Source organism: Lelliottia sp. F153 (genome assembly GCF_002870005.1).
Classification (GTDB): Bacteria; Pseudomonadota; Gammaproteobacteria; order Enterobacterales; family Enterobacteriaceae; genus Enterobacter; species Enterobacter nimipressuralis.
The window spans coordinates 142,270-163,709 of record NZ_PKFT01000004.1 but is presented as its reverse complement, the minus strand read 5'-3'; the positions used below and the strand labels follow the sequence as shown (position 1 = coordinate 163,709).

Annotated in this window: 17 protein-coding genes, 2 tRNA genes and 1 pseudogene; 12 read left to right on the top strand and 8 right to left on the bottom strand. The window is 56.0% G+C overall.

The genetic code is table 11. The features are described 5' to 3' along the window. The first annotated feature begins 156 nt into the window (after nucleotides 1-156). The 4 genes from F153LOC_RS12830 (at nucleotide 157) to F153LOC_RS12815 (ending at nucleotide 3,584) form a co-directional block, all read left to right on the top strand. Nucleotides 157-981: an SDR family oxidoreductase gene (locus F153LOC_RS12830; RefSeq protein ID WP_102104061.1), complete on the top strand. Its 825-nt coding sequence runs from the start codon at nucleotides 157-159 to the stop codon at nucleotides 979-981. Nucleotides 982-1,022: 41 nt separating this feature from the next. Beyond that, complete coding sequence (locus F153LOC_RS12825; protein ID WP_100780849.1) at nucleotides 1,023-1,952, top strand: LysR substrate-binding domain-containing protein; 930 nt, start codon at nucleotides 1,023-1,025, stop codon at nucleotides 1,950-1,952. A 221-nt stretch (nucleotides 1,953-2,173) separates the two neighbouring features. Further along, nucleotides 2,174-2,236 carry a membrane protein YoeI gene (yoeI, locus tag F153LOC_RS21885; RefSeq protein ID WP_100780850.1) on the top strand — a complete coding sequence of 21 codons (63 nt, stop codon included), beginning with the start codon at nucleotides 2,174-2,176 and terminating at the stop codon, nucleotides 2,234-2,236. Beyond that, nucleotides 2,226-3,584 (top strand): APC family permease, encoded by a 1,359-nt coding sequence (locus F153LOC_RS12815; RefSeq protein WP_181826542.1) that lies wholly within the window; start codon nucleotides 2,226-2,228, stop codon nucleotides 3,582-3,584. The genes yoeI and F153LOC_RS12815 overlap by 11 nt, the downstream gene beginning before the upstream one ends. 63 nt (nucleotides 3,585-3,647) lie before the next feature. Here F153LOC_RS12815 and sbcB read toward each other — a convergent pair whose 3' ends face one another. Next, entirely contained in the window at nucleotides 3,648-5,084 is a 1,437-nt protein-coding gene (gene sbcB, locus F153LOC_RS12810; protein ID WP_199174656.1) for an exodeoxyribonuclease I, read from the bottom strand. Between the two features lie 198 nt (nucleotides 5,085-5,282). On the opposite strand from sbcB, the gene dacD reads away from it, so the two are divergent. The 4 genes from dacD to F153LOC_RS12790 all read left to right on the top strand — a co-directional run bounded on the left by dacD (nucleotide 5,283) and on the right by F153LOC_RS12790 (nucleotide 8,705). After that, nucleotides 5,283-6,449, top strand: coding sequence for a serine-type D-Ala-D-Ala carboxypeptidase DacD (gene dacD, locus F153LOC_RS12805; RefSeq protein ID WP_100779654.1), 1,167 nt, complete (start codon nucleotides 5,283-5,285; stop codon nucleotides 6,447-6,449). Nucleotides 6,450-6,569: 120 nt separating this feature from the next. Then, nucleotides 6,570-7,043 (top strand): DNA gyrase inhibitor SbmC, encoded by a 474-nt coding sequence (gene sbmC, locus F153LOC_RS12800; RefSeq protein ID WP_102104059.1) that lies wholly within the window; start codon nucleotides 6,570-6,572, stop codon nucleotides 7,041-7,043. A gap of 99 nt (nucleotides 7,044-7,142) precedes the next feature. After that, the gene (locus tag F153LOC_RS12795) at nucleotides 7,143-8,201 is read left to right on the top strand and encodes an FUSC family protein (RefSeq protein ID WP_100779656.1); all 1,059 of its coding nucleotides are present in this window, start codon (nucleotides 7,143-7,145) and stop codon (nucleotides 8,199-8,201) included. Between the two features lie 168 nt (nucleotides 8,202-8,369). Then, entirely contained in the window at nucleotides 8,370-8,705 is a 336-nt protein-coding gene (locus F153LOC_RS12790; protein WP_095282548.1) for a DUF496 family protein, read from the top strand. Between the two features lie 114 nt (nucleotides 8,706-8,819). On the opposite strand, the gene F153LOC_RS12785 is transcribed toward F153LOC_RS12790, so the two are convergent. Further along, a tRNA-Asn gene (locus F153LOC_RS12785) sits at nucleotides 8,820-8,895 on the bottom strand. Between the two features lie 69 nt (nucleotides 8,896-8,964). Here F153LOC_RS12785 and F153LOC_RS21880 point away from each other — a divergent pair. The 3 genes and pseudogenes from F153LOC_RS21880 to F153LOC_RS12775 form a co-directional block, all read left to right on the top strand. Then, nucleotides 8,965-9,015, top strand: a pseudogene (locus F153LOC_RS21880) (hypothetical protein); the annotation flags it as partial. 108 nt (nucleotides 9,016-9,123) lie between these two features. Further along, on the top strand, nucleotides 9,124-10,566 hold the full coding sequence (gene emmdR / locus F153LOC_RS12780) for a multidrug efflux MATE transporter EmmdR (protein WP_233210354.1): 1,443 nt from the start codon (nucleotides 9,124-9,126) through the stop codon (nucleotides 10,564-10,566). 80 nt (nucleotides 10,567-10,646) lie between these two features. Then, nucleotides 10,647-10,722: transfer RNA gene (locus F153LOC_RS12775), tRNA-Asn, on the top strand. 95 nt (nucleotides 10,723-10,817) lie between these two features. On the opposite strand, the gene F153LOC_RS12770 is transcribed toward F153LOC_RS12775, so the two are convergent. The 3 genes from F153LOC_RS12770 to shiA all read right to left on the bottom strand — a co-directional run bounded on the left by F153LOC_RS12770 (nucleotide 10,818) and on the right by shiA (nucleotide 15,450). Continuing rightward, on the bottom strand, nucleotides 10,818-12,590 hold the full coding sequence (locus tag F153LOC_RS12770; RefSeq protein ID WP_102104057.1) for an aminopeptidase P family protein: 1,773 nt from the start codon (nucleotides 12,588-12,590) through the stop codon (nucleotides 10,818-10,820). Nucleotides 12,591-12,605: 15 nt separating this feature from the next. Then, nucleotides 12,606-14,060: an AMP nucleosidase gene (locus F153LOC_RS12765; protein ID WP_102104056.1), complete on the bottom strand. Its 1,455-nt coding sequence runs from the start codon at nucleotides 14,058-14,060 to the stop codon at nucleotides 12,606-12,608. Between the two features lie 76 nt (nucleotides 14,061-14,136). Next, nucleotides 14,137-15,450, bottom strand: coding sequence for a shikimate transporter (gene shiA / locus F153LOC_RS12760; RefSeq protein WP_102104055.1), 1,314 nt, complete (start codon nucleotides 15,448-15,450; stop codon nucleotides 14,137-14,139). Between the two features lie 223 nt (nucleotides 15,451-15,673). Here shiA and pagP point away from each other — a divergent pair, with 223 nt between their 5' ends. After that, complete coding sequence (pagP, locus tag F153LOC_RS12755) at nucleotides 15,674-16,249, top strand: lipid IV(A) palmitoyltransferase PagP (protein WP_369804788.1); 576 nt, start codon at nucleotides 15,674-15,676, stop codon at nucleotides 16,247-16,249. 25 nt (nucleotides 16,250-16,274) lie between these two features. Here pagP and F153LOC_RS12750 read toward each other — a convergent pair whose 3' ends face one another. Genes F153LOC_RS12750 through F153LOC_RS12740 form a run of 3 tightly spaced genes read right to left on the bottom strand, consistent with a single transcriptional unit; the run spans nucleotide 16,275 to nucleotide 21,384 of the window. Then, entirely contained in the window at nucleotides 16,275-17,240 is a 966-nt protein-coding gene (locus tag F153LOC_RS12750) for an acyltransferase (protein WP_102104054.1), read from the bottom strand. Continuing rightward, nucleotides 17,237-20,299, bottom strand: a complete 3,063-nt coding sequence (locus tag F153LOC_RS12745; protein ID WP_102104053.1) for an efflux RND transporter permease subunit — start codon at nucleotides 20,297-20,299, stop codon at nucleotides 17,237-17,239. Before F153LOC_RS12745 ends, F153LOC_RS12750 begins: the two co-directional genes overlap by 4 nt. Beyond that, on the bottom strand, nucleotides 20,299-21,384 hold the full coding sequence (locus F153LOC_RS12740; RefSeq protein ID WP_199174653.1) for an efflux RND transporter periplasmic adaptor subunit: 1,086 nt from the start codon (nucleotides 21,382-21,384) through the stop codon (nucleotides 20,299-20,301). Before F153LOC_RS12740 ends, F153LOC_RS12745 begins: the two co-directional genes overlap by 1 nt. Nucleotides 21,385-21,440 lie beyond the last annotated feature (56 nt).

The following is a 21,440-nucleotide window of genomic DNA, read 5'->3' as shown; positions in this document are numbered from 1 at the left end:
TTATGCATCTGATGTCTTTTAACCTAAACCACATTCACGGTGTAAAGCAAGGGCTTTTTTTAATCATTAATTCATTTCATATTGATGCTATGAATTGTCAGTTCCTCAGCGCTGGCGTAGCCTTAAGTCAGACGCGTGCAAGCCAGGAGAAAACGCATGAAAAAGGTCGCAATTGTCGGTTTAGGATGGTTAGGCATGCCGCTGGCGATGTCGTTAACGGCGCGAGGCTGGCAGGTGACCGGCAGCAAAACCACGGTGGACGGCGTTGAGGCCGCGCGAATGTGCGGCATTGAGGGCGTCGAGTTACGCCTGGAACCGGAGCTGGTGTGCGATACGGACGATCTCGACAGCTTGATGAATGTGGATGCGCTGGTGATAACATTGCCCGCACGCCGCAGCGGGCCGGGCGAGGAGTTTTATCATCAGGCCGTGCAGGAGATTGTCGACAGCGCCCTGGCGCATCACATTCCGCGCATTATTTTCACCAGTTCGACGTCGGTGTACGGCGATGTGGAAGGCACGGTGAAAGAGAGTACCGAGCGCAAGCCCGTCACCGCCAGCGGGCGCGTGCTGAAAGAGCTGGAAGACTGGCTGCACAACTTACCGGGTACCCAGGTGGATATTTTACGCCTCGCCGGTTTAGTCGGGCCAGAACGTCATCCGGGGCGCTTCTTTGCCGGGAAAACGGCACCGAATGGGCAACATGGCGTCAATCTTGTTCATCTTGAAGACGTGATCGGCGCAATTACGCTCCTGTTACAGGCCCCGAAGGGCGGTCACATCTATAATATATGTGCGCCCTCTCATCCGGCGCGAAGTCAGTTTTATCCCGTGATGGCCCGACAGCTTGGGCTTGAGCCGCCGCAATTTCGCGACGCATCTGGGGAAGGGCAAGGCAAAGTGATTGATGGCAATCGTATTTGTCGTGAACTGGGATTTGAGTATCAATATCCCGATCCGCTGGTGATGCCAATGGAATAACCCTGCCAGCGGGTTTGATCGCACACCGTTTTGGGGGCGACATGAAACCGCTGCTGGATGTTCTCATTATCCTCGATGCACTCGAAAAAGAGGGGAGCTTTGCTGCCGCGTCAGCGAAGCTCTTCAAAACTCCCTCGGCGTTAAGCTACACCGTCCACAAGCTCGAAAGTGACCTCAATATTCAGCTGCTCGATCGCAGCGGTCACCGCGCGCGTTTCACCCGAACAGGGCAGATGCTGCTCGAGAAGGGGCGCGAGGTGCTTCACACAGTGCGCGAGCTGGAAAAACAGGCGATCAAGCTTCATCAGGGCTGGGAGAACGAGCTTATCATCGGCGTGGATGATACGTTTCCCTTCTCGTTACTCTCTCCGCTGATCGAAGCGTTTTATCAGCGTCACAGCGTCACCCGACTCAAATTTATCAACGGCGTGCTGGGCGGCTCCTGGGAGGCTCTCACTCAGGGGAGGGCGGATATCATCGTCGGTGCCCTGCGCGATCCACCCCAGTCGAGCGATTTTGGGTTTGCGCGTATCGGTACCCTTGAACAGGTTTTCGTGGTCGCCCCGCATCATCCTCTTGCTCAGGAGCCGGAGCCAATTCCGCGACGCGTCATTAAAGGCTGTCGCGCAATCGTCGTCGGCGACAGCTCGCTGCCTGAGTGCGCCGCCTCATCGCAACTGCTCGACGATCAGGAAGCGATCACCGTTTTTGACTTTAAAACCAAGCTGGAGCTGCAAATCAGCGGCCTGGGCTGCGGGTATTTACCGCGTTATCTCGCTCAGCGATTCATTGAAAGTGGAGCGCTGGTAGAGAAGCAAGTGCTGGCGCAAACCAACAGCGAATCGGTGTGGGTGGGGTGGAATGAACAGACGGCTGGGCTTGCCAGCGCATGGTGGCGGGATGAGATTTTAGCAAATAGTGCTATCGCTGCCGTTTACACTTTACCTGAGGGCGGAATATCAACCGCTTAGTAAAAAGAAAATCGCGAAGGGGTTCTGAATCTATTGCCTTTTATGCCAAAGATGGGGCAAAATGCGCCGCTGCAAAAAAATGAGATTAACCGACGATATAAAAGGCGTCGGTTATTTTTTTTGCATGTAACAAACGCCATTTAAAAACAAAGAGGCCGGGCTTCGTACCGGATAGATACTTACTAAAATCCGACAGTTGTTGTCGCTGAGGAATCCAGAAAATGGGGCAATCTTTTGCTTACGTGGCGGTTTTCACCGTAAAGGAGAATAACCATGTCGCATAACGCTACTCCAAAAACCTCTCGCGTGGAATTACGTAAAACACTTACGTTGATTCCGGTTGTCATGATGGGCCTCGCCTATATGCAGCCGATGACGCTGTTCGATACGTTTGGTATCGTTTCAGGCCTCACTGACGGTCACGTTGCAACGGCGTACGCCTTTGCGCTGGTCGCTATTCTCTTTACTGCGTTGAGCTACGGCAAACTGGTTCGCCGTTTCCCGTCCGCTGGCTCTGCGTACACCTATGCTCAGAAATCCATTAGCCCGGCTGTTGGCTTTATGGTGGGCTGGTCATCTCTGCTGGACTACCTGTTCATGCCGATGATCAACATTCTGCTGGCAAAAATTTACTTTGAAGCGCTGGTGCCTTCCGTACCGTCGTGGATCTTCGTTGTCGCGCTGGTGGCCTTTATGACCATCTCTAACCTGCGCAGCATCAAGACCGTGGCTAACTTCAATACCCTGATTGTTATTCTGCAGATGGGCATCGTGGCGGTTATCGTCGGCATGATCATCTACGGTGTGGCACACGGTGAAGGCGCAGGTACGCTGACCAGCACCCGTCCGTTCTGGTCTGAAGGTGCACACGTGGTGCCGATGATTACTGGCGCGACAATTCTGTGCTTCTCGTTCCTCGGCTTTGACGGCATCTCTTCTCTGTCTGAAGAGACCAAAGACGCAGAGCGTGTCATTCCGCGCGCAATTCTGCTGACTGCGCTGCTGGGCGGCATGGTGTTTATCGGTGCCTCTTACTTCCTGCAGCTGTACTTCCCGGATATCTCTCGCTTTAAAGATCCGGACGCCTCTCAGCCTGAAATCATGCTGTACGTGGCGGGTAAAACCTTCCAGTGGGGCGTGCTGATCTTCTCAAGCGTCACCGTACTGGCCTCCGGCATGGCCGCTCACGCAGGCGTTTCTCGTCTGATGTACGTGATGGGTCGCGACGGCGTGTTCCCGACTCGCTTCTTCGGCTACATTCATCCGAAATGGCGTACCCCGGCATGGAACGTGCTGCTGGTAGGCGCTATCGCGCTGCTGGCGATTAAATTTGACCTGGTAACCGCAACGGCGCTGATTAACTTCGGTGCGCTGGTGGCCTTTACCTTTGTTAACCTCTCCGTGATCTCTCAGTTCTGGATCCGTGAGAAGCGCAACAAAACGCTGAAAGACCACTTCAACTACCTGTTCCTGCCGATGTGTGGCGCGATGACGGTGGGTGCGCTGTGGATTAACCTGGAAGAAAGCTCAATGATTCTGGGCCTGATCTGGGGTGGTATCGGCCTGGTGTACCTGGCTTGCGTGACCAAAAGCTTCCGCAATCCGGTTCCACAGTACGAAGATATCGCCTGATCCTGAGCGATGACGAAAAAAAAACCGGAGCATATGTCTCCGGTTTTTTTATGCCTGAAACCCTCAGACAATCTCTTGCGCGTACTGGTACAGCGCTTTAAGCAGCGCCTGTTTCTCCGCGTTCCCTTCATACTGCGTATACAGCATTTCCAGCTCATCGGCGTACTGCTGCAAAAACTCCGGCGTAAAGACGTTACGACGGTGCTGCAACCAGCGCTCCTGCTCGGCTTCATCGAGGGTGCCAGGGAAGTTACGTGCCCGGTAGTTAAACATCAGCTTCTCGATGCGCTTATCGGCAAAGGTGATATCCAGCGCCGGTAAATTTTGTGGATCTGTCTGCAATACGATATTCATGGCAGCACGGTCGGCATCGCTGAAAAAACCGTTATAGAGCTGCGCATCGACGTTATCCGACGGCACAAAAGGCTCGGCTTCGGCAAAGATCGCCACGACTTTTTCACGCACCTGCGGGTTGTCGCGCAGCACTTTCAGGTTATCGAGGCAACGCTGGCGGTTCACACCCAGCCTGTCGGCATCTTCCGGGCGCAGCGTGTTCGCCTGCGCCAGCACCGGGCACTTGTTGATATGCACCAGCTTAACCGGAACGGCGGCGTTATCGCCCAGCTCACTCTTCGGCGTATATAAACGCTCGCGCAGGGCGTCGCTGTCCAGTTCAAGCAGGGGTGAAATATCGCCCGCCAGATCGACCATAATCACCGCATTGCGATTATCAGGGTGCCACGCCAGCGGCGCGACCCAACTGGTATTTCCACGCCATGCGCCGAACATGCCGGAGATATGCACCAGCGGTTTCATCTGCGGGACGTCAATCAGGGTCATCAGTTTCTGCTTGCTGCGATGGCTGAGCAAATAGTCGAACAGTTTAGGCTGCGCGGTTTTCACCAGCTTCGCCATGGCGATGGTGGCGTACACATCGGCCATTGCATCGTGCGCATTGCTGTGCTCAATGCCGTTGGCGCGGGTCAGATGCTCAAGACGGAAGCTGGGTAACCCGTCGTCATTCTCAGGCCAGTTGATCCCCTCAGGGCGCAAAGCGTAGCAGGCGCGCATTACGTCCAGCAGGTCCCAGCGCGAATTGCGGTTCTGCCAGCTCCAGGCGTACGGATCGTAGAAATTGCGGTAGAGGATATTGCGCGTAACTTCATCATCGAAACGGATGTTGTTATAGCCCACCACGCAGGTATTTGGCACGGTAAACAGGTCATGAACGCGACGGGCAAACTCGGCTTCGTTCACGCCTTTCTCACGCGCTTCCTGTGGCGTAATGCCGGTCACCATCACGGCGCCGGGTTGGGGCAGATAGTCGTCGGCAGGCTTACAGTAAAAAACGTCCGGCTCGCCAATGATATTGAAATCAGCGTCGGTGCGGATCGCCGCGAACTGCGAAGGCCTGTCCAGCGACGGGCTGGTGCCAAAGGTTTCGTAATCATGAAAGAGAAATGTGGGAAGCGCGGCGGAATCAGACACCAGTATTACCATCCTGTTAAAAAGTGACACTGCTATGGTAAACGATCGGCGGCGACACGCCGAATAAAAAGCGTTTCTCAGCGCCAGAATTGCGCGCGGCCTTCCGCTAAATCTCTGCGTTACGTCACATTTTTTTGCAATTTAAACAGGTAATGGAGCGAGAACTTCCGTAAAAAGGGCAACGATTTTAAATGACCTGAGGAAATTTCGTTGAAACGCCGTCTGTTTATTGCTGTTTCTTTACTCGCTTCGAGTATTACGTCTGCCCTGGCTGCCGATCCCATGGACTACTCGCCGCAGCCGCCGGCCATTCAGGCTGGCTCCTGGGTTCTGATGGATTACACTACTGGTCAAATTTTAACAGCGGGCAACGAGCACCAACAGCGCAATCCGGCCAGCCTTACCAAGCTAATGACCGGTTATGTGGTCGACCGCGCGATCGACAGCCATCGTATTACGCCCGATGACATCGTGACCGTCGGGCGCGACGCATGGGCGAAAGGCAATCCGGTGTTCGACGGATCGTCGCTGATGTTCCTGAAAGCGGGGGATCGCGTCACCGTTCGCGACCTGAGCCGTGGCCTGATTGTGGATTCCGGTAACGACGCCTGTGTCGCGTTAGCCGACCACGTCGCAGGCGGCCAGCCGCAGTTCGTCAACATGATGAACGACTACGTGCAAAAGCTGAACCTGCGTGATACGCACTTTGAAACCGTGCACGGCCTGGACGCTCCGGGTCAGCACAGTTCGGCTTACGATCTGGCGGTGCTGTCGCGGGCGATTATTCACGGCGAGCCGGACTTCTACCACATGTACAGTGAAAAGAGCCTCACCTGGAACGGGATCACCCAGCAAAACCGTAACGGGCTGCTGTGGGATAAAACCATGAATGTCGACGGGCTGAAGACCGGGCACACTTCCGGGGCGGGCTTTAACCTGATTGCGTCGGCGGTGGACGGTCAGCGTCGCCTGATTGCCGTGGTGATGGGGGCAGACAGCCCGAAAGGGCGCGAAGATCAGGCCCGCAAGCTGCTCCACTGGGGCCAGCAAAACTTCGATACCGTGCAGATTCTGCGCAGTGGAAAACAGGTCGGCACGGAGCGCATCTGGTACGGCGATAAAGAGCAAATTTCACTCGGAACGGATCAGGATTTCTGGCTGGCGCTGCCAAAATCAGAAGTGGCGAACATCAAAGCCAAATATGTACTCGATAAAAAAGAGCTGGAAGCGCCTATCGCCGCGCATCAGCGTGTGGGTGAAATTGAGCTGTATGACCGCGATAAAGTCGTCGCACACTGGCCGCTGGTGACGCTGGAGAAGGTCAACAAGGGCGGTCTTTTCTCACGTCTGAGCGACTATCTGCACCACAAAGCCTGACGGCCCAAAGGGCAGACTGGCACTCCTGCGAGTCTGCTCACATAATAAACATCTCGCATTTGCCGGACATAACGAATCTGCTTTATAGTGTATAAATATACAGTAATAAACGGAGGCAGTATGGACTACAGCATCAAGCAGCAACCAAAACGTAAAATCGCTGGTTTTCATATGGTTGGCCCGTGGGAGCAAACGGTCAAACAGGGTTTTGAACAGCTGGCGATGTGGGTCGATGGCAACCACATCCAGCCCCTCGAATGGGTGGCGGTCTATTACGACAATCCCGATGAAGTCCCCGCGGAAAAACTGCGCTGCGATACGGCGGTGACGGTCCCGGAAGATTTTCAGATCCCCGCGAACAGTGGAGGGGTGATCCACACGGAAATCGCCGCAGGCGACTATGCTGTCGCCGTTGCGCGTGTCGAAAACCACGATTTTGCCACGCCGTGGTATAGCTTCTTCAACAGTCTTCTTGAAGATCACCATTACCAGATCGCCCCCAAGCCGTGCTTTGAGCGCTACCTGAACGATGGCAATGTCGATGGTTACTGGGATATCGAAATGTACGTCGCGGTGCAAAATAAAGTGGGTTGAGCAGCAATCCTGTTATTTGTGTGGTTTTTCTGTCGGACGTGATGCGTCCGGCAGAAAACACAGTACAATTGTGATTTGCCGTGTAGCTGGAGAGCGGGTGTGCGTCCCGACAAATCATTAACTCCTTTTGAAATCCGTTTATACCGACACTATCGCGTTGTGCATGGTTGTCGTATCGCGCTGGCGTTTATTCTCACTTTCCTGCTGGTGAGACTGCTGCACATCCCTGAAGGGACCTGGCCGTTAATCACGCTGGTGGTGATCATGGGGCCAATCTCTTTTTGGGGAAACGTGGTTCCGCGCGCCTTTGAGCGTATTGGCGGCACCATTTTTGGCTCCGCGCTTGGGTTGATTGCGTTAAAACTGGAGCTGATTTCACTTCCCGTGATGTTGCTGTGGTGCGCAGGGGCGATGTTCCTGTGCGGCTGGCTGGCGCTCGGTAAAAAGCCCTATCAGGCGCTGCTGATTGGCATCACCCTTTCGGTGGTCGTTGGCGCCCCGGCAGGGGATATGGCCACTGCGCTCTGGCGAAGCGGCGACGTCATTCTGGGATCGCTTCTGGCGATGCTCTTCACTGGCATCTGGCCGCAGCGTGCATTCCTGCACTGGCGTATTCAGATGGCGAACTACGTGACCGCCGTCAACCGTGTCTATCAGGCGGGATTTTCCCCGAATCTGGTGGAACGCCCACGCCTCGAAAAGCATCTGCAAAAAATTCTCAACGATATCGTCAAAATGCGCGGAATTATTGCCCCCGCCAGCAAAGAGACGCATATTCAAAAGTCTATCTTTGAGGCGATTCAGACGGTCAGTCGTAATCTGGTGTGTATGCTCGAACTGCAGATCAATGCGCACTGGGCCTCGCGCGCCAGCCACTTTGTGCTGCTGAATGCCCATACGCTCAAGGAAACGCAGCAGATGACGCAGCAAACGTTGCTGACTATCGCTCACGCGCTGTATGAGGGGAACCCGCAGCCGATTCTCGCCAACAGCGAGCGGTTGAATGAGATCACCGCCGAGTTAAGAGAGCTGATCAACGAACATCAGGGCGACGGCGTGGCGGAAACGCCTATCCACGGCTATGTATGGTTGAGCATGGAAATGGCGCGACAGCTGGAGCTTTTGTCGCATCTTATCTGCCGGGCGCTGCGCAAATAAAAAGCAGCTATCTCCCGTTGTGATGCCTGCTGCTTCGATTCAGCAGCGATTGGGGTTATGATAGGATCAAACGATATAGTCATTGTCATTCGCAGCGGCTGTCAGTAAGGTTATCTGCACAGTGGTTGCTTAAACGAATCCGAATCTTACATTAGCAGGGGTATCAAAATGGAAACTACTAAGCCTTCGTTCCAGGATGTTCTGGAATTCGTCCGCCTGTTCCGCCGCAAAAACAAACTGCAGCGTGAAATCCAGGACGTTGAGAAGAAGATCCGTGACAACCAGAAACGCGTTCTGCTGCTTGATAACCTGAGCGACTACATCAAGCCAGGTATGAGCGTTGAAGCCATTCAGGGCATTATCGCCAGCATGAAAACCGACTACGAAGATCGCGTAGACGACTACATCATCAAAAATGCTGAGCTGTCCAAAGAGCGTCGTGACATCTCCAAGAAGCTGAAAGTGATTGGCGAAATCAAAAACGGCGAAGCGAAAAGCGAGTAACTGTCGCGAAGATTGATATGGCCTCTCTGCGAAAGCAGGGGGGCTTTTTTTTTTGGGGTATTTTACAGACCCAGAAAAGCAAAAAGCCTGCTTTAAAAGCAGGCTTTTCAAATTTGGCTCCTCTGACTGGACTCGAACCAGTGACATACGGATTAACAGTCCGCCGTTCTACCGACTGAACTACAGAGGAATCGGTTAGGAGGCTTATCTTAGCGGCGAAAAAACTTTTGTCAAACCTGATCTTACACTCAATGGTTCAACTGCTGATTCTGTCGACAGTTTGTCGTCATTCTCTACAATTTTTTGTGGAAAATACTTTGCAGGATTAGCGTTTCTCCCTCATTATTTGAAATGGAGTTTCAACTTTCTCTCGTTAAGGTCCATTTTGAACGTCACTTCCGCTCTGCGCCATGCCGTCATGCGTACGCCCTGGTATGCCAAACGTAAAAGCTATCGTGTTCTGTTCTGGCGTGAAATCACCCCTCTTGCTGTGCCTATCTTTCTGGAAAACACCTGCGTCCTGCTGATGGGCGTCCTCAGCACGTTCCTTGTGAGCTGGCTGGGTAAAGAGGCGATGGCGGGCGTGGGCCTTGCGGACAGTTTTAACATGGTTGTGATGTCATTCTTTGCGGCCATCGATCTCGGTACCACGGTAGTGGTGGCCTTTAGTCTCGGTAAACTCGACCCGAAACGCGCGCGAGAGGCGGCGAGACAATCCCTGATGATCATGACCATCTTCTCGATCATCCTTGCGGCGGTGATCCACTATTTCGGTAAAGAAATTATCGATATCGTGGCGGGGGAGGCGACCAGTGAAGTGAAAAGCCTGGCGCTGACGTACCTCGAAATGACGGTGCTGAGCTATCCGGCGGCGGCCATTACGCTGATTGGCAGCGGCGCGCTTCGCGGTGCGGGCAACACCAAAATTCCGCTGCTCATTAACGGCGGGATGAACATCCTCAATATCATCATCAGCAGCATTTTGATTTACGGGCTTTTCTCCTGGGATGGTATGGGATTTGTGGGTGCCGGGCTGGGGCTGACTATCTCCCGCTACATCGGTGCAGCCGCGATTGTCGCGGTGCTGATGATTGGTCTCAATCCCGCGCTGCGTATTTCATTGAAAAGCTACTTCCGCCCGCTGAATTTCGCCATTATCTGGGAAGTGATGGGAATCGGTATTCCTGCCAGCATTGAGTCGGTGCTGTTTAACGGCGGGAAACTGCTGACCCAGATGTTTGTCGCCGGAATGGGCACCGATGTCATCGCCGGTAACTTCATCGCGTTTTCAATCGCCTCGCTGATTAACCTGCCGGGGAACGCCCTCGGGTCGGCCTCCACGATCATCACCGGCAAACGGCTCGGCAAAGGGCAGATTGCCCAGGCGGAGCGTCAGCTGCGCCACGTGTTCTGGCTGTCAACGATTGGCCTGACGATTATCGCCTGGGGAACCGCGCCGTTCGCAGGGCTGATGGCCTCGTTCTATACCCATGAGGATGACGTTAAAGAGGTGGTTAAAATCCTCATCTGGCTCAACGCGGCCTTTATGCCGATTTGGGCGGCCTCCTGGGTGCTTCCTGCGGGGCTGAAAGGGGCGCGTGATGCGCGCTTTGCGATGTGGGTATCGATGCTGGGCATGTGGGGCTGTCGCGTGGTGGCGGGCTATGGACTCGGGATTATGCTCGGGATGGGCGTGGTGGGCGTCTGGCTGGGGATGTTCCTCGACTGGGCGGTGCGCGGCGCACTGTTCTACTGGCGAATGGTCAGCGGCCGCTGGCTATGGAAATATCCACGAATCAAGACCACGAATGCTGCTCCTGAGGTGTCAGAACGGATGACAAATGTGCGAACTGAGGAATAAAGCAGCAATCGAACGATTTTCTGCAATCTGTCTTTGACAACGAAAGGTGGCGTCGATAATATGCGCCCCGTTCACACGATTCCTCTGTAGTTCAGTCGGTAGAACGGCGGACTGTTAATCCGTATGTCACTGGTTCGAGTCCAGTCAGAGGAGCCAAATTTGAAAAGCCTGCTTTTACAGCAGGCTTTTTGCTTTTCTGCGTTCAGGAAAATTGCCCGATAGCGACCTCGCTTACCGGGCAATACGACGCGCTATCGGTTCACGCGAATCGGAGCCGTCGCTTCAAACAGCCACGGACGCGCATCGCTGTTCACCCGTGGCGACAACATGTCCCGCACCTGCTGATGGTAATCATCCAGCCACTGCTTCTCTTGCTCGGTCAGCAGCGTGAGTTCCACCTGGCTCAAATCAATCGGGATCAGTGTCAGCGAGGCAAACTTGCAGAAGCCCGGCATGCTCTCCACGATCTCCACCTGATTCTCAATGCGAATACCGTGACTGTCGGCCTGATAATATCCTGGCTCGATGGTAATGATATTCCCGGCCACCAGCGGCCACGGATTCACTTTTTTGGCGATACGCTGCGGATTTTCATGGATCAGCAGCTGATGCCCTACGCCGTGGCCGGTACCGTGATCGTAATCCAGCCCCAGCTCCCACAGCGGACGGCGGGCGAATGCATCGAGCTGATGCCCCTGCGTGCCCGACGGGAACTGGAGTGAAATCAGGGATAAAAAACCTTTCAGCACAGCGGTATAGTGCAGGCGCTGCTGCGGGTCCAGCTTGCTGTATGCGAGCGTGCGGGTCGCATCGGTGGTGCCGTTCTGATACTGGCCGCCCGAATCATTCAGGTAGAAATGCCCGCTGGTAATCGCTTTGTTTGATGCTGCGCTGGAGTGGTAATGACACATCGCGGCGTTACTGGCGGAGGCCGAAATCGTCTCGAAGCTCTGCTCGATAAAACCAGGCTGCTGCTCGCGGAAGACCAGCTGCTGCGCCTGCGCTTCCAGCTCGGTCAGCGGCTTGCCTGCGGCCTCGCGCTGAGGGACTTCGTGAGACAGCCAGGCGAGGAAATTCACCCAGGCGGCGCCGTCCTGCTGGTGGCATTCGCGATAGCCTTCCAGCTCGACCGGATTTTTATTCGCCTTCATCAGCGTTACCGGATCGGCCTGCCAGAGGATCTCTCCCTGCGGCTCAATCGCAAAACGTAGCGCAACGGGCGCGGAATCCGCATCCAGCCACACGCGCTTGCCTTCACCCAGCTGCTTGCAGCGAGGCACAAAATCATCCTGCGGCGAGACGACAATCCCCTCCAGGGCTGAGGCGGGCAGATCGCGGATTTTGTCTCCATTAACGAACCATTCCACGTCGCCCGTGCGGCTCAGCAGGGCAAACGAGAGTGGCACCGGGCTGGTGGGGATGTCGCAGCCACGCACGTTCAACAGCCAGGCGATGTTATCCGGCATGGTTACTGCCAGATAATCCGCGCCGTTATCCTGTAGCAACTGCGCCACGCGACGACGTTTTTCGGCGCTGCTTTCACCGCTGATTGCCACCGGCATTTCGCGAATCAAGCCTGCCGGAGCAGCAGGGCGGTCGGTCCAGAGCGTGTCGAAAGGCGATGTCTCAAACGGGACAAATTCACAGGCGGTGGCGGCAAGCTGCTGATATTCGTTGTGAGTCATCAGCAGGGGATCAAAGGCGATGCGCACGCTTGCGCTCGCGTTGTTTTCCAGCCACTGGGCCAGCGGTTCGTTGTGCAGATGATGGATCGCAAAATCATCCATATTGACCTGCACACGGGCCTGCACCTGATAGCGGCCATCGACGAACAGCAGGGCGCGATCTTTAAGGACCAGCGCCAGCCCCGCAGAGCCATCAAAGCCGGTCAGCCACGCCAGTTTTTCGAAATGCGGTGCGCAGTATTCGCTCTGCCACGCATCCGTGCGCGGCACGATCATGCCGTCGAGGCTGTTTTCCTGTAGCCACTGGCGAAGCGCCGTAAGGGGTGATGAGGTGTGCATGAGTAATCCTTGTTTTTAGCGGAACGGCGGCTCGTTGAAGGTACGCAGTTTGCGCGAATGCAGCTTGTCGCCCTCCGCACGCAGTAAATCAATCGCGCGGATTCCGATCTGCAGATGTTCGGAAATCGCCCCCTCATAGAAGCGGTTAGCCTGGCCCGGAAGTTTAATCTCACCGTGCAGGGGTTTATCGGAAACGCACAGCAGCGTGCCGTAGGGAACGCGGAAACGATAGCCCTGAGCGGCAATGGTGGCGCTTTCCATGTCGATCGCCACCGCGCGGCTTAAGTTAAAGCGCAGGGAGGAGGCGGAGTAACGCAACTCCCAGTTACGGTCATCGGTCGTGACCACGGTGCCGGTGCGCAGGCGCTGTTTGACCTCTTCACCGGGCATTCCGCTCACCTGTTTGGTGGCGTCGTACAGGGCGCGCTGGACTTCGGCGATGCTTGGAATGGGGATATCAGGCGGCAGCACGGCGTCGAGAACATGATCGTCACGCAGATACGCGTGTGCCAGCACGTAGTCGCCAATCAGCTGGCTTTCACGCAGCCCACCACAGTGGCCGATCATCAGCCACACGTCCGGGCGCAGCACCGCCAGATGGTCGCAAATGGTTTTAGCATTCGACGGGCCGACGCCGATGTTGATCAGGGTTATCCCCTGGCCGTCAGCGGTAATCAGGTGCCAGGCTGGCATCTGGTGCTTTTTCCACGCCAGATCGGAAATCGCCATTTCTGGCGCTTCGGTCTCGGCGGTGATCCAGATCCCACCCGCGCAGGAGAGCGCCACGTACGGGCTGTCCGGGTCGAGGATCTGGCTGCAGCCCCAGCGCACAAACTCATCTACATAGCGGGTGTAGTTGGTGAACAGCACAAAGGGCTGGAAATGTTCAACCGGGGTCCCGGTGTAGTGACGCAGGCGTGCCAGGGAGAAATCGACGCGTCGGGCATCGAAGTGCGACAGCGGGGAAAACTCCGCAGGATGGTAAATCCCGTCGGCGGTCTCATCGCCAATCTGCGACAGCTCGGTGGTCGGGAAATGGCGCGTCAGCCCGGCGCTCATGGAACGGTCCAGCGTCAGCGCTGAGCCGTCGATGACGTACGGGTAAGGAATTTCATGCAGCGACGGCTCTACGGCGATATGGGCGCCGTAATCCTGATACAGCAGCGTCAGTTGCTCTTCCAGATAAGGGCGGAACAGGGAAGGGCGGGTAACGGTGGTGGAGTAACATCCTGAATGGGTAAAGCGTGCGTAGGCGCGGGTTTTTGGCGTGGTGGTGGTGCCGCCGTCCCAGGTCACCGAAAGCGAGGGATAAACAAAAAGGCCATCGATTCTGGCCTTTTCATCAGGAAGCGTTCCGTTCTCAATATACTCGCTAATGGCGTTGCGCAGGGCGTTAACCGATTGATCGTACAACGCCTCCAGCTTTTCCAGAGCCTGAGCAGGTGTCAGGCTTAAGCCCTTATCATTCATGTCTGTCTCCTTGATCCACAGATGTGCGACGTCACTCGATAGTATGTCACCCACATGTGAAAAAAAAGTCAGGACATCATTCGTGAGACTCTTTCATCAGCATCGCCGTCATCGCGGAGATCAGGCAGCCCGCCAGCAGATAGACCGCCACGCTCTGCCAGTTTCCGCCGGAGAAGGTCACGAGGGCGGCGGCGATAAACGGCGTAAATCCGCCGCCCACCACGCTTGCCACCTGATAGCCGACGCCCGCACCGCTGTAGCGATAGCTTGCGCCAAACATCTCGGTAAACATCGGCTGCTGCACGCACACCACCATGTCATGGGCGACATTGGCCAGCATAATGGCGAAGAACACAATCCAGAACATTGACTGGGCTTCCAGCGCCATAAAGAACGGCCAGGCGCTGAGGCTGCCAATCAGCGCCCCGGTGATGTACACGCGGCGACGACCAAAGCGATCCGCCAGCCAGGCAAAACAGGGGATCGTCAGACAGCTGATTCCGCCGACCAGCAGACCAATATTCAGAAAAAGCTCACGCGGCAGGCCGAGGTTTTGTGTCGAATAATTGAGGGCAAAGGCGGTGACGATATACATCGTCAGCAGTTCGCACAGGCGCAGGGCGATAATTTTCATGAAGGCGCCGGGATGCTGCAGCAACGCTTCCATCACCGGCAGGCGTTTTTTCGCCACCGGCGGTTCGCTCTTCTGCTTTTCAAATTCGGCGGACTCTTCCATGCCGTTGCGGATCCACAGGGCGGCCAGCACCAGCACAATGCTGAACAGGAACGGAATGCGCCAGCCCCAGCTCAGGAACTGCTCATCGGTGGTGAGCGAGCTTATCAACGACACCAGCCCTGTTGAGAGCAACAGGCCAACGCCATACCCCACCTGTACGCCGCTGCTGTAAAAGGCTTTTTTATGTTTCGGCGCGCTTTCGACGGACAACAGCGCCGCACCGCCCCATTCGCCGCCCACGGCAAAGCCCTGAATCGCGCGCAGGGTCACCAGCAACACCGGTGCCCACCAGCCAATGGTGTCGAAGGAGGGCAGAATGCCGATCAGCGCGGTGGCGATGCCCATCATCCAGACCGTGAGCATTAACATCCGTTTGCGGCCCAGTTTGTCACCGAAGTGGCCGAAAATCACACCGCCTAACGGACGGAACAGGAAGCCGACGCCAAAGGTGGCAAACGCGGCGAGCGTGCCCATCGCCGGGCTGACCTGGGGAAAAAATTCGCGGTTAAACACCAGAGCGGCAGTGATGCCGTAGAGCAGAAAGTCATACCAGTCGACGACGGCACCGGCGAAGCTACCAAGAGCAGCGCGTCGGGCGCGGTTAAGCGATGGTGTCTCCTCGTTGGGGCGTTCGGAGATGAGGGTGGAGTCCATTTTTTGTCCTGTCAGTACCAAATTTCTAATTATTAGTATGCTAAAAGGTTGCTCACATCGTCCCCGTCAGAGAGACGGGAACAATGAGACTACCCCGACAGGCAGCAGGCGAAAACAATTTTATCCCTCCTGGGCGGTAAAATTTCCAAAACGCGGCGAAGGAGTTTCCAGAAAGGGGTTAAAGTAATACTTATCGCAGAACGATTTTGCTGAGGGAATGATGATGCACCCGATTCGGATTGTCTTACTCATTATGCTGATGTGGTTTGTGGCTCCCCTGTATGCTGAACCGGGCGTTTACGGGGAACAGCGCATTACCGGCTGGTGGAACAATCTTACCAGCGATGTCTCCCAGACGTGGAACGCCCCGCAAAACTACGATCTCTATCTGCCCTTTTTGAGCTGGCACGCGCGCTTTATGTACGATAAAGAGAAAACGGATAAATACAATGAAACGCCGTGGGGCGGCGGGTTTGGCGTGTCCCGTTATAACGAAGCGGGGAACTGGAGTTCCCTCTACGCGATGATGTTTAAAGACTCTCATAACGAATGGCAGCCGATTATCGGCTACGGCTGGGAAAAAGGCTGGTATCTCGATAATGCGCGCGATTTTCGCCTCGGACTGGGCGTGACGGCGGGGATCACCGCCCGCCAGGACTTTGCCAACTATGTGCCGCTGCCGATTATTTTGCCGCTGTTCTCGGCCGGGTATAAACGGCTAAACGTGCAGTTCACCTATATTCCCGGTACCTATAACAACGGCAACGTGCTGTTTGCCTGGTTGCGTTACGGGTTTTAGCTGCGAGGCGCAGCGCCACCACTGATTAAAGGGTGATGATTTTTTTCACCACCGAGTTTGACAGGGCCAGCATCGAAATCAGCACCGAGGCGATGAACGTCAGCGCAATCAGCAGCAGTTTGGTGGTGAGCGACGTCACCGGGATCAGCGACGTGAGCAGATGAAACACGGAGTAGTGAAGAATATACACCCCGGTCATCGTTTTGCTGACGGCGGCTAAAATGGCCTCTTTGAATTCGATATTTTTCCGAAAACGCACGCCGTTAGCGGCAATCACCAGCGCCACAATCAGGATATAAATCTGGGAGCCGGTCAGAATGAACGCGTTTCGCTCCGCCTTGAACAGGGCGAAAAAGAAGTGCTGCTCATAAAACCAGGTGAACAGATAAATCACCGGAATGGCCGCAATGGCCGTTTTCACGACGTTACCCTTGCTGATCCAGGCGGAAATAACCGGGTCGAAAAAGATCTGTCCGGTGAGATAGAACAGCAGCCAGGTCCAGAGCCGGTACTGCGGGGCCAGCGAGAGCAAATGTTTGTCCGGGTAGAGTGTCGACAGCAAATCATAGCTATAGGCAAAGATTAGCAGGGCGAAGGTCACGCCAATCAACAGGTTGCGCCGCTGGCTTAGCCACTCGATCAGCGGATGGAAGGTGTAAATCACGATAAAGGTGAAAACAAACCACGGCTGAATTAAATACCCGCGCTGATACGGCTCCCACAGGTAATAGACCGTCATCCAGAACAGAAAAACCATCACCACGGCTTTGATTTTATCGAGCTGCCAGCGCGAGCCGTGGCGCGACTGGGCATCCAGATATCCCGCCACCACAAAAAACAGCGGGGTGGCGATGGTCGAGATAAAGGTCAGAAAGCCAAGGATCCAGTGGTAATCGTAATCGTAGCGATCCCAGGTGTGGTACAGCGTGAAAAACGTTACCGCCGTCATGCATCCTAGCGTTTTAATGATGTTCAGCCCTGTGGGGTTCATTGGGGTCGTTCCCTCTCCGTGGGGTGGAAACAGGCATAAATAACCGGAAGTACCAGCAGGGTCAAGATGGTTGCAAAGCCCAGGCCGAACATAATCACCACCGCCATGCTCTGGAAGAAGACATCGCGCAGCAGCGGAGCGAGGCCCAGCACCGTAGTAAAGGCGGTAAGCAGGATAGGGCGCAAACGTGACGTAGCGGCATCAACAATCGCCTGGTACTGCGCTTTGTGCTCTTTCTGCTGCTCGATCTCTTCCACCAGCACGATGCCGTTACGAATGAGCATCCCGCTCAGACTCAGCAGCCCAATGAGCGCCATAAAGCCAAAGGGAATGCCGGTGAGTAAAAAGCCCGGCGTCACGCCAATCAGCGCCAGCGGCACTGTCAGCCAGATCGCCACCGCGTTTCTCACCGAGCTAAACATCAGAATGGTGATGATAAACATCACCAGGAAACCCAGCGGCAGCGTGGTGAAAATACCCTGCTGCGCCTCGCTGGAGTTTTCCGCGTCGCCGCCCCACTCGATGCTATAGCCGTGCGGCAGCGGCAGGGCATCAATGTCAGGTTTGACCCGTGCCAGAATATCGCCGGAGGTCTCCTGACTGAGCGGGTCGGGATCGGTCTGCACCGTCAGCACCCGACTGCGGTCCCGGCGCAGGATCAGCGGGTCTTCCCACTCAAGGGCAAAGCCGCTCACCACGTTGCTCAGGGGAATATACTGCTGACGGTTTTGACTCCAGACCAGCACGTTATTCAGATGGTTTGCGTCCTGGCGCTCGCTTTCCGGCGGGCGCACGATGACCGGCAGCAGATCGGAGCCTTCCCGATACAGCCCGACGCGGCTGCCAGAGAAATTCATCTCCAGTGCGCTGTCGATATCCTGTTTTTCCACCCCCAGCTCGCGCCCGGATGCCGCAACGTACTGCGGGCGAATCACTTTGCTGCGGTTTTGCCAGTCATTGCGCACGCTGTCGGTGGCCGGATCGCGGGCGAGAATCGCATCCACCTGGCTTGCGATCAGGCGCAGCCGGTCCGGGTCCGGCCCTTTAATGCGCACTTCGATGGCGCTGTCGCCGGACGGGCCAAACATCACCCGTTTGGTACTGGCGTTAATTTCGGGATAGTGCCGGGCAATATCGTCGTCGACGTGGCGCGTGAGGGCGGCGATATTTCTCTGATCGTCCATGCGCACCATGATCTGCGCGTAATTGCTGTACTGGCGCTGGCCGCTGTAGGTCAGGATAAAACGCATACTCCCCTGACCAATCGTTGAGACGGTGGTCACCACGCCGGGCTGGCCATTGATCGAGTTTTCAATCTCGCTGGTGATTTTTTCGGTCTGCGCGATATCCGTGCCGTAGGGCAGCCACAGGTCGACAAAGAAGATGGGCGTATTCGACGACGGGAAGAAGTTTTGCCGGACCGCACCAAACCCCCAGATAGCGGCCGCCAGCAGGACCACCATCAGCGCCAGAGTAATGGCTTTGCGCTGCAGCAGGGCGTTGAGCATATGCTGATACAGGCGGTAAAACCGCTGATTATAGGGATCGGCATCCGCAGGGGCGTCAGCGGTTTTCTGCCCCTTAAACAGCCACCACTTGATCATCACCGGCGTGATGGTGAGCGCCGAGAACCAGCTCAGCAGCAGGGAGATCAGCAGCACCTGGAACAGGGATTTACAGTATTCGCCCGTGGAATCCTGGGATAAGCCAATCGGCGCAAAGGCGAGAATGGCGATCACCGTCGCACCCAGCAGGGGCAGGGCCGAGCGGCGAATGACGTAGTTAATGGCGGTCATCAGCGTGGAGCCGCGCTGGCGTGCAATCAGCACCCCTTCGACGATCACAATCGCATTATCGACCAGCATACTCAGGGCAATAATCAGCGCGCCCAGGGAAATTCGCTGTAGCTCAATACCCCAGAGGTACATGATCAGCAACGTGCCCAGCACGTTCAGGGCCAGCGACAGGGCGATAATGATGCCGCTGCGTAATCCCATAAAAATCAGCAGCACGCCGATCACAATCGCCAGCGCCATTAGAAAGTTAATGATAAAACCGTTCACCGAGTGGCCCACTTCGGCGGCCTGATCGTAAAACAGATCGATGTTGATGCCCGCCGGTTTTTCCGCTGACATCTGCTGCAGTTTGGCCTCCAGCGCGTGGCCCACGTCGATCACATTGACGCCCGGAATAAAGGAAACGCCCATGGTCACGGCCTGGCGGCCATTGGCATGGTAAATACTCGACGGCGAAACCGTCAGCCCGCGAGAAAGGGTGGCGATATCGCGCAGGCGCGTCGCGGCCCCGACGCCGGGCGGGGTGATAATCATGTCGCCGAGTTCGTCGAGATTTTCAAATTCGCCCGTCGGATGCAGGCGAATGGATTCGCTGCCGGAGAGGATCTCCCCGGCGTTGGCAACGCTGTTTACCCGCCCCAGCAGGGTTGAAATCTGCCCGAGAGTGATCCCGCGCGCCGCCATTTTGGGGAGCGAAATGTCGACGTTAATTTGCTGCGGAACCGCACCGCCAATCGCCACTTTTCCGACGCCGGGGATGAGCACCAGCTCGCGGCGCAGCTGATCGGCATACTGGGCCAGCTCAGGGTTGGTAAAATTATCGCCGGAGAGGGCAAAGAAAAAACCAAACACATCGCCGAAGTCGTCATTGACGAACGGTGTTACCACGCCCGGTGGAAACTGGCGCGAGGCGTCGCCCACCCGGCGGCGCAGCTCATCCCAGATTTGCGGCAGTTCGTTGGAGTGGTAGCGCGAGGCGATATTCACGGTAATCTGCGACAGCCCGTTTGACGAGATCGAGCTGATGTTATCGAGGTAGGGCAGCTGCTGCAGGGCATTTTCCAGAGGAAGCGTGACCTCTTCTTCCACCTGCTGGGCCGAGGCGCCGGGATAGTGGGTGATGACAACCGCCGTTTTAATAGCAAACGTGGGATCTTCCAGGCGGCCAATGTTCAGCAGCGCAAAAATACCGCCGACGCCCAGCAGCAGAACCGTCAGCCAGACGCGAATGGGGTTATCGATAAACTGGCGAGAGATATCCATTAAAGGCCTCGCTCGCGGGTCCAGATCCGCACCGGCTGTTGGGCGTGAAGTTCGCCGACGCCCGCAGCCACCACGCGCTCTCCGGCCTTCAGCCCCTCGGCAATGATAATCCCCTGAGCGGTAACTTGTCCGACCGTGACTTTGCGATCTTCCAGCTGCAACGTATCACCCTCGCCTTTGACCACCCACACGTGCGGCTCGTTGCGCGGGCTGTTATCCGGATTGAACACCGCCTCCACCGGCACAACCAGCGCATTGCGCCCCGCGCCCGCCGGAAGATTCGCCAGATTGACCGTCACGGTGCCGCTAACGCCGCCGACCGCCGGGAAATCATCCGGGCGCGGCATGGTTAAAATCACCTGCCAGGTGAGGGTATTACTGTCACTGCTGCCCGTATGCTCTTTATAGACCGCGCTGAATTCGCGCCCCGGCAGGGCGTTAATTTTCACCAGTGGGCGGTAATCAGCGTTACGGATATCCAGGGTTTTGAACAGGTTTTCGGGAATGCTAAACACCACGTCGAGCAGATCCGTTCGGGTCAGGGTCACGATCGGCTGCCCGGCAGCAACCACCTGATGATTACGTACCTGAACGCTTGCCGCGGTGCCTGCAAAAGGGGCGGTGAGCGTCATCTGACTCAGCTCTTCCTGGGCGATTTTCAGGGCGGCATTGGCGGAATCACGGGTAGCGCGCTGCACGTCCATCTCGGCTTTGGAGATCGCCTGGCGTCCGGCCAGCGTCTGAAAACGGTCGAACTGGCGCTGGGCAAGCGTGGCGGAGGTCTGGCGGTCTCTTACCCGCTGCTGGGCTTCGCGCGCATTGAGGCTCGCCAGCTGCTGGCCCTGTTTCACAGGGGTACCCTGACGGATATCGAGCGTTTCAATCTGTCCGCCGCGCTTAAAGGAGAGGTCGGTGGCATCGCCGGACTCAATTCTTGCCGGAAAGACGCGCTGTTGCGCCTGGCCTGCATCCATCACCGTGGCGACTTTCACCATTCTCGGCTGAGACGGAACATCTGGCGCTTTTTGATCGCAGGCGGTAATACCAAGAATAAGGGCCGGTATAAGCGAAACGTAACGATTCACACTATTCCCCTAATAAATAAAAACGCCATTTATTACGAATACTTACCTTGAACGGT

Excerpts from the sequence above, each read along its gene's own strand:
- F153LOC_RS12830 (WP_102104061.1), top strand. The coding sequence starts at position 157 with ATGAAAAAGGTCGCAATTGTCGGTTTAGGATGGTTAGGCATGCCGCTG.
- F153LOC_RS12825 (WP_100780849.1), top strand. The coding sequence starts at position 1,023 with ATGAAACCGCTGCTGGATGTTCTCATTATCCTCGATGCACTCGAAAAA.
- F153LOC_RS12815 (WP_181826542.1), top strand. The coding sequence starts at position 2,226 with ATGTCGCATAACGCTACTCCAAAAACCTCTCGCGTGGAATTACGTAAA.
- sbcB (WP_199174656.1), bottom strand. The coding sequence starts at position 5,084 with ATGGTAATACTGGTGTCTGATTCCGCCGCGCTTCCCACATTTCTCTTT.
- sbmC (WP_102104059.1), top strand. The coding sequence starts at position 6,570 with ATGGACTACAGCATCAAGCAGCAACCAAAACGTAAAATCGCTGGTTTT.
- F153LOC_RS12790 (WP_095282548.1), top strand. The coding sequence starts at position 8,370 with ATGGAAACTACTAAGCCTTCGTTCCAGGATGTTCTGGAATTCGTCCGC.
- emmdR (WP_233210354.1), top strand. The coding sequence starts at position 9,124 with ATGCGTACGCCCTGGTATGCCAAACGTAAAAGCTATCGTGTTCTGTTC.
- F153LOC_RS12770 (WP_102104057.1), bottom strand. The coding sequence starts at position 12,590 with ATGCACACCTCATCACCCCTTACGGCGCTTCGCCAGTGGCTACAGGAA.
- F153LOC_RS12765 (WP_102104056.1), bottom strand. The coding sequence starts at position 14,060 with ATGAATGATAAGGGCTTAAGCCTGACACCTGCTCAGGCTCTGGAAAAG.
- shiA (WP_102104055.1), bottom strand. The coding sequence starts at position 15,450 with ATGGACTCCACCCTCATCTCCGAACGCCCCAACGAGGAGACACCATCG.
- pagP (WP_369804788.1), top strand. The coding sequence starts at position 15,674 with ATGCACCCGATTCGGATTGTCTTACTCATTATGCTGATGTGGTTTGTG.
- F153LOC_RS12750 (WP_102104054.1), bottom strand. The coding sequence starts at position 17,240 with ATGAACCCCACAGGGCTGAACATCATTAAAACGCTAGGATGCATGACG.
- F153LOC_RS12745 (WP_102104053.1), bottom strand. The coding sequence starts at position 20,299 with ATGGATATCTCTCGCCAGTTTATCGATAACCCCATTCGCGTCTGGCTG.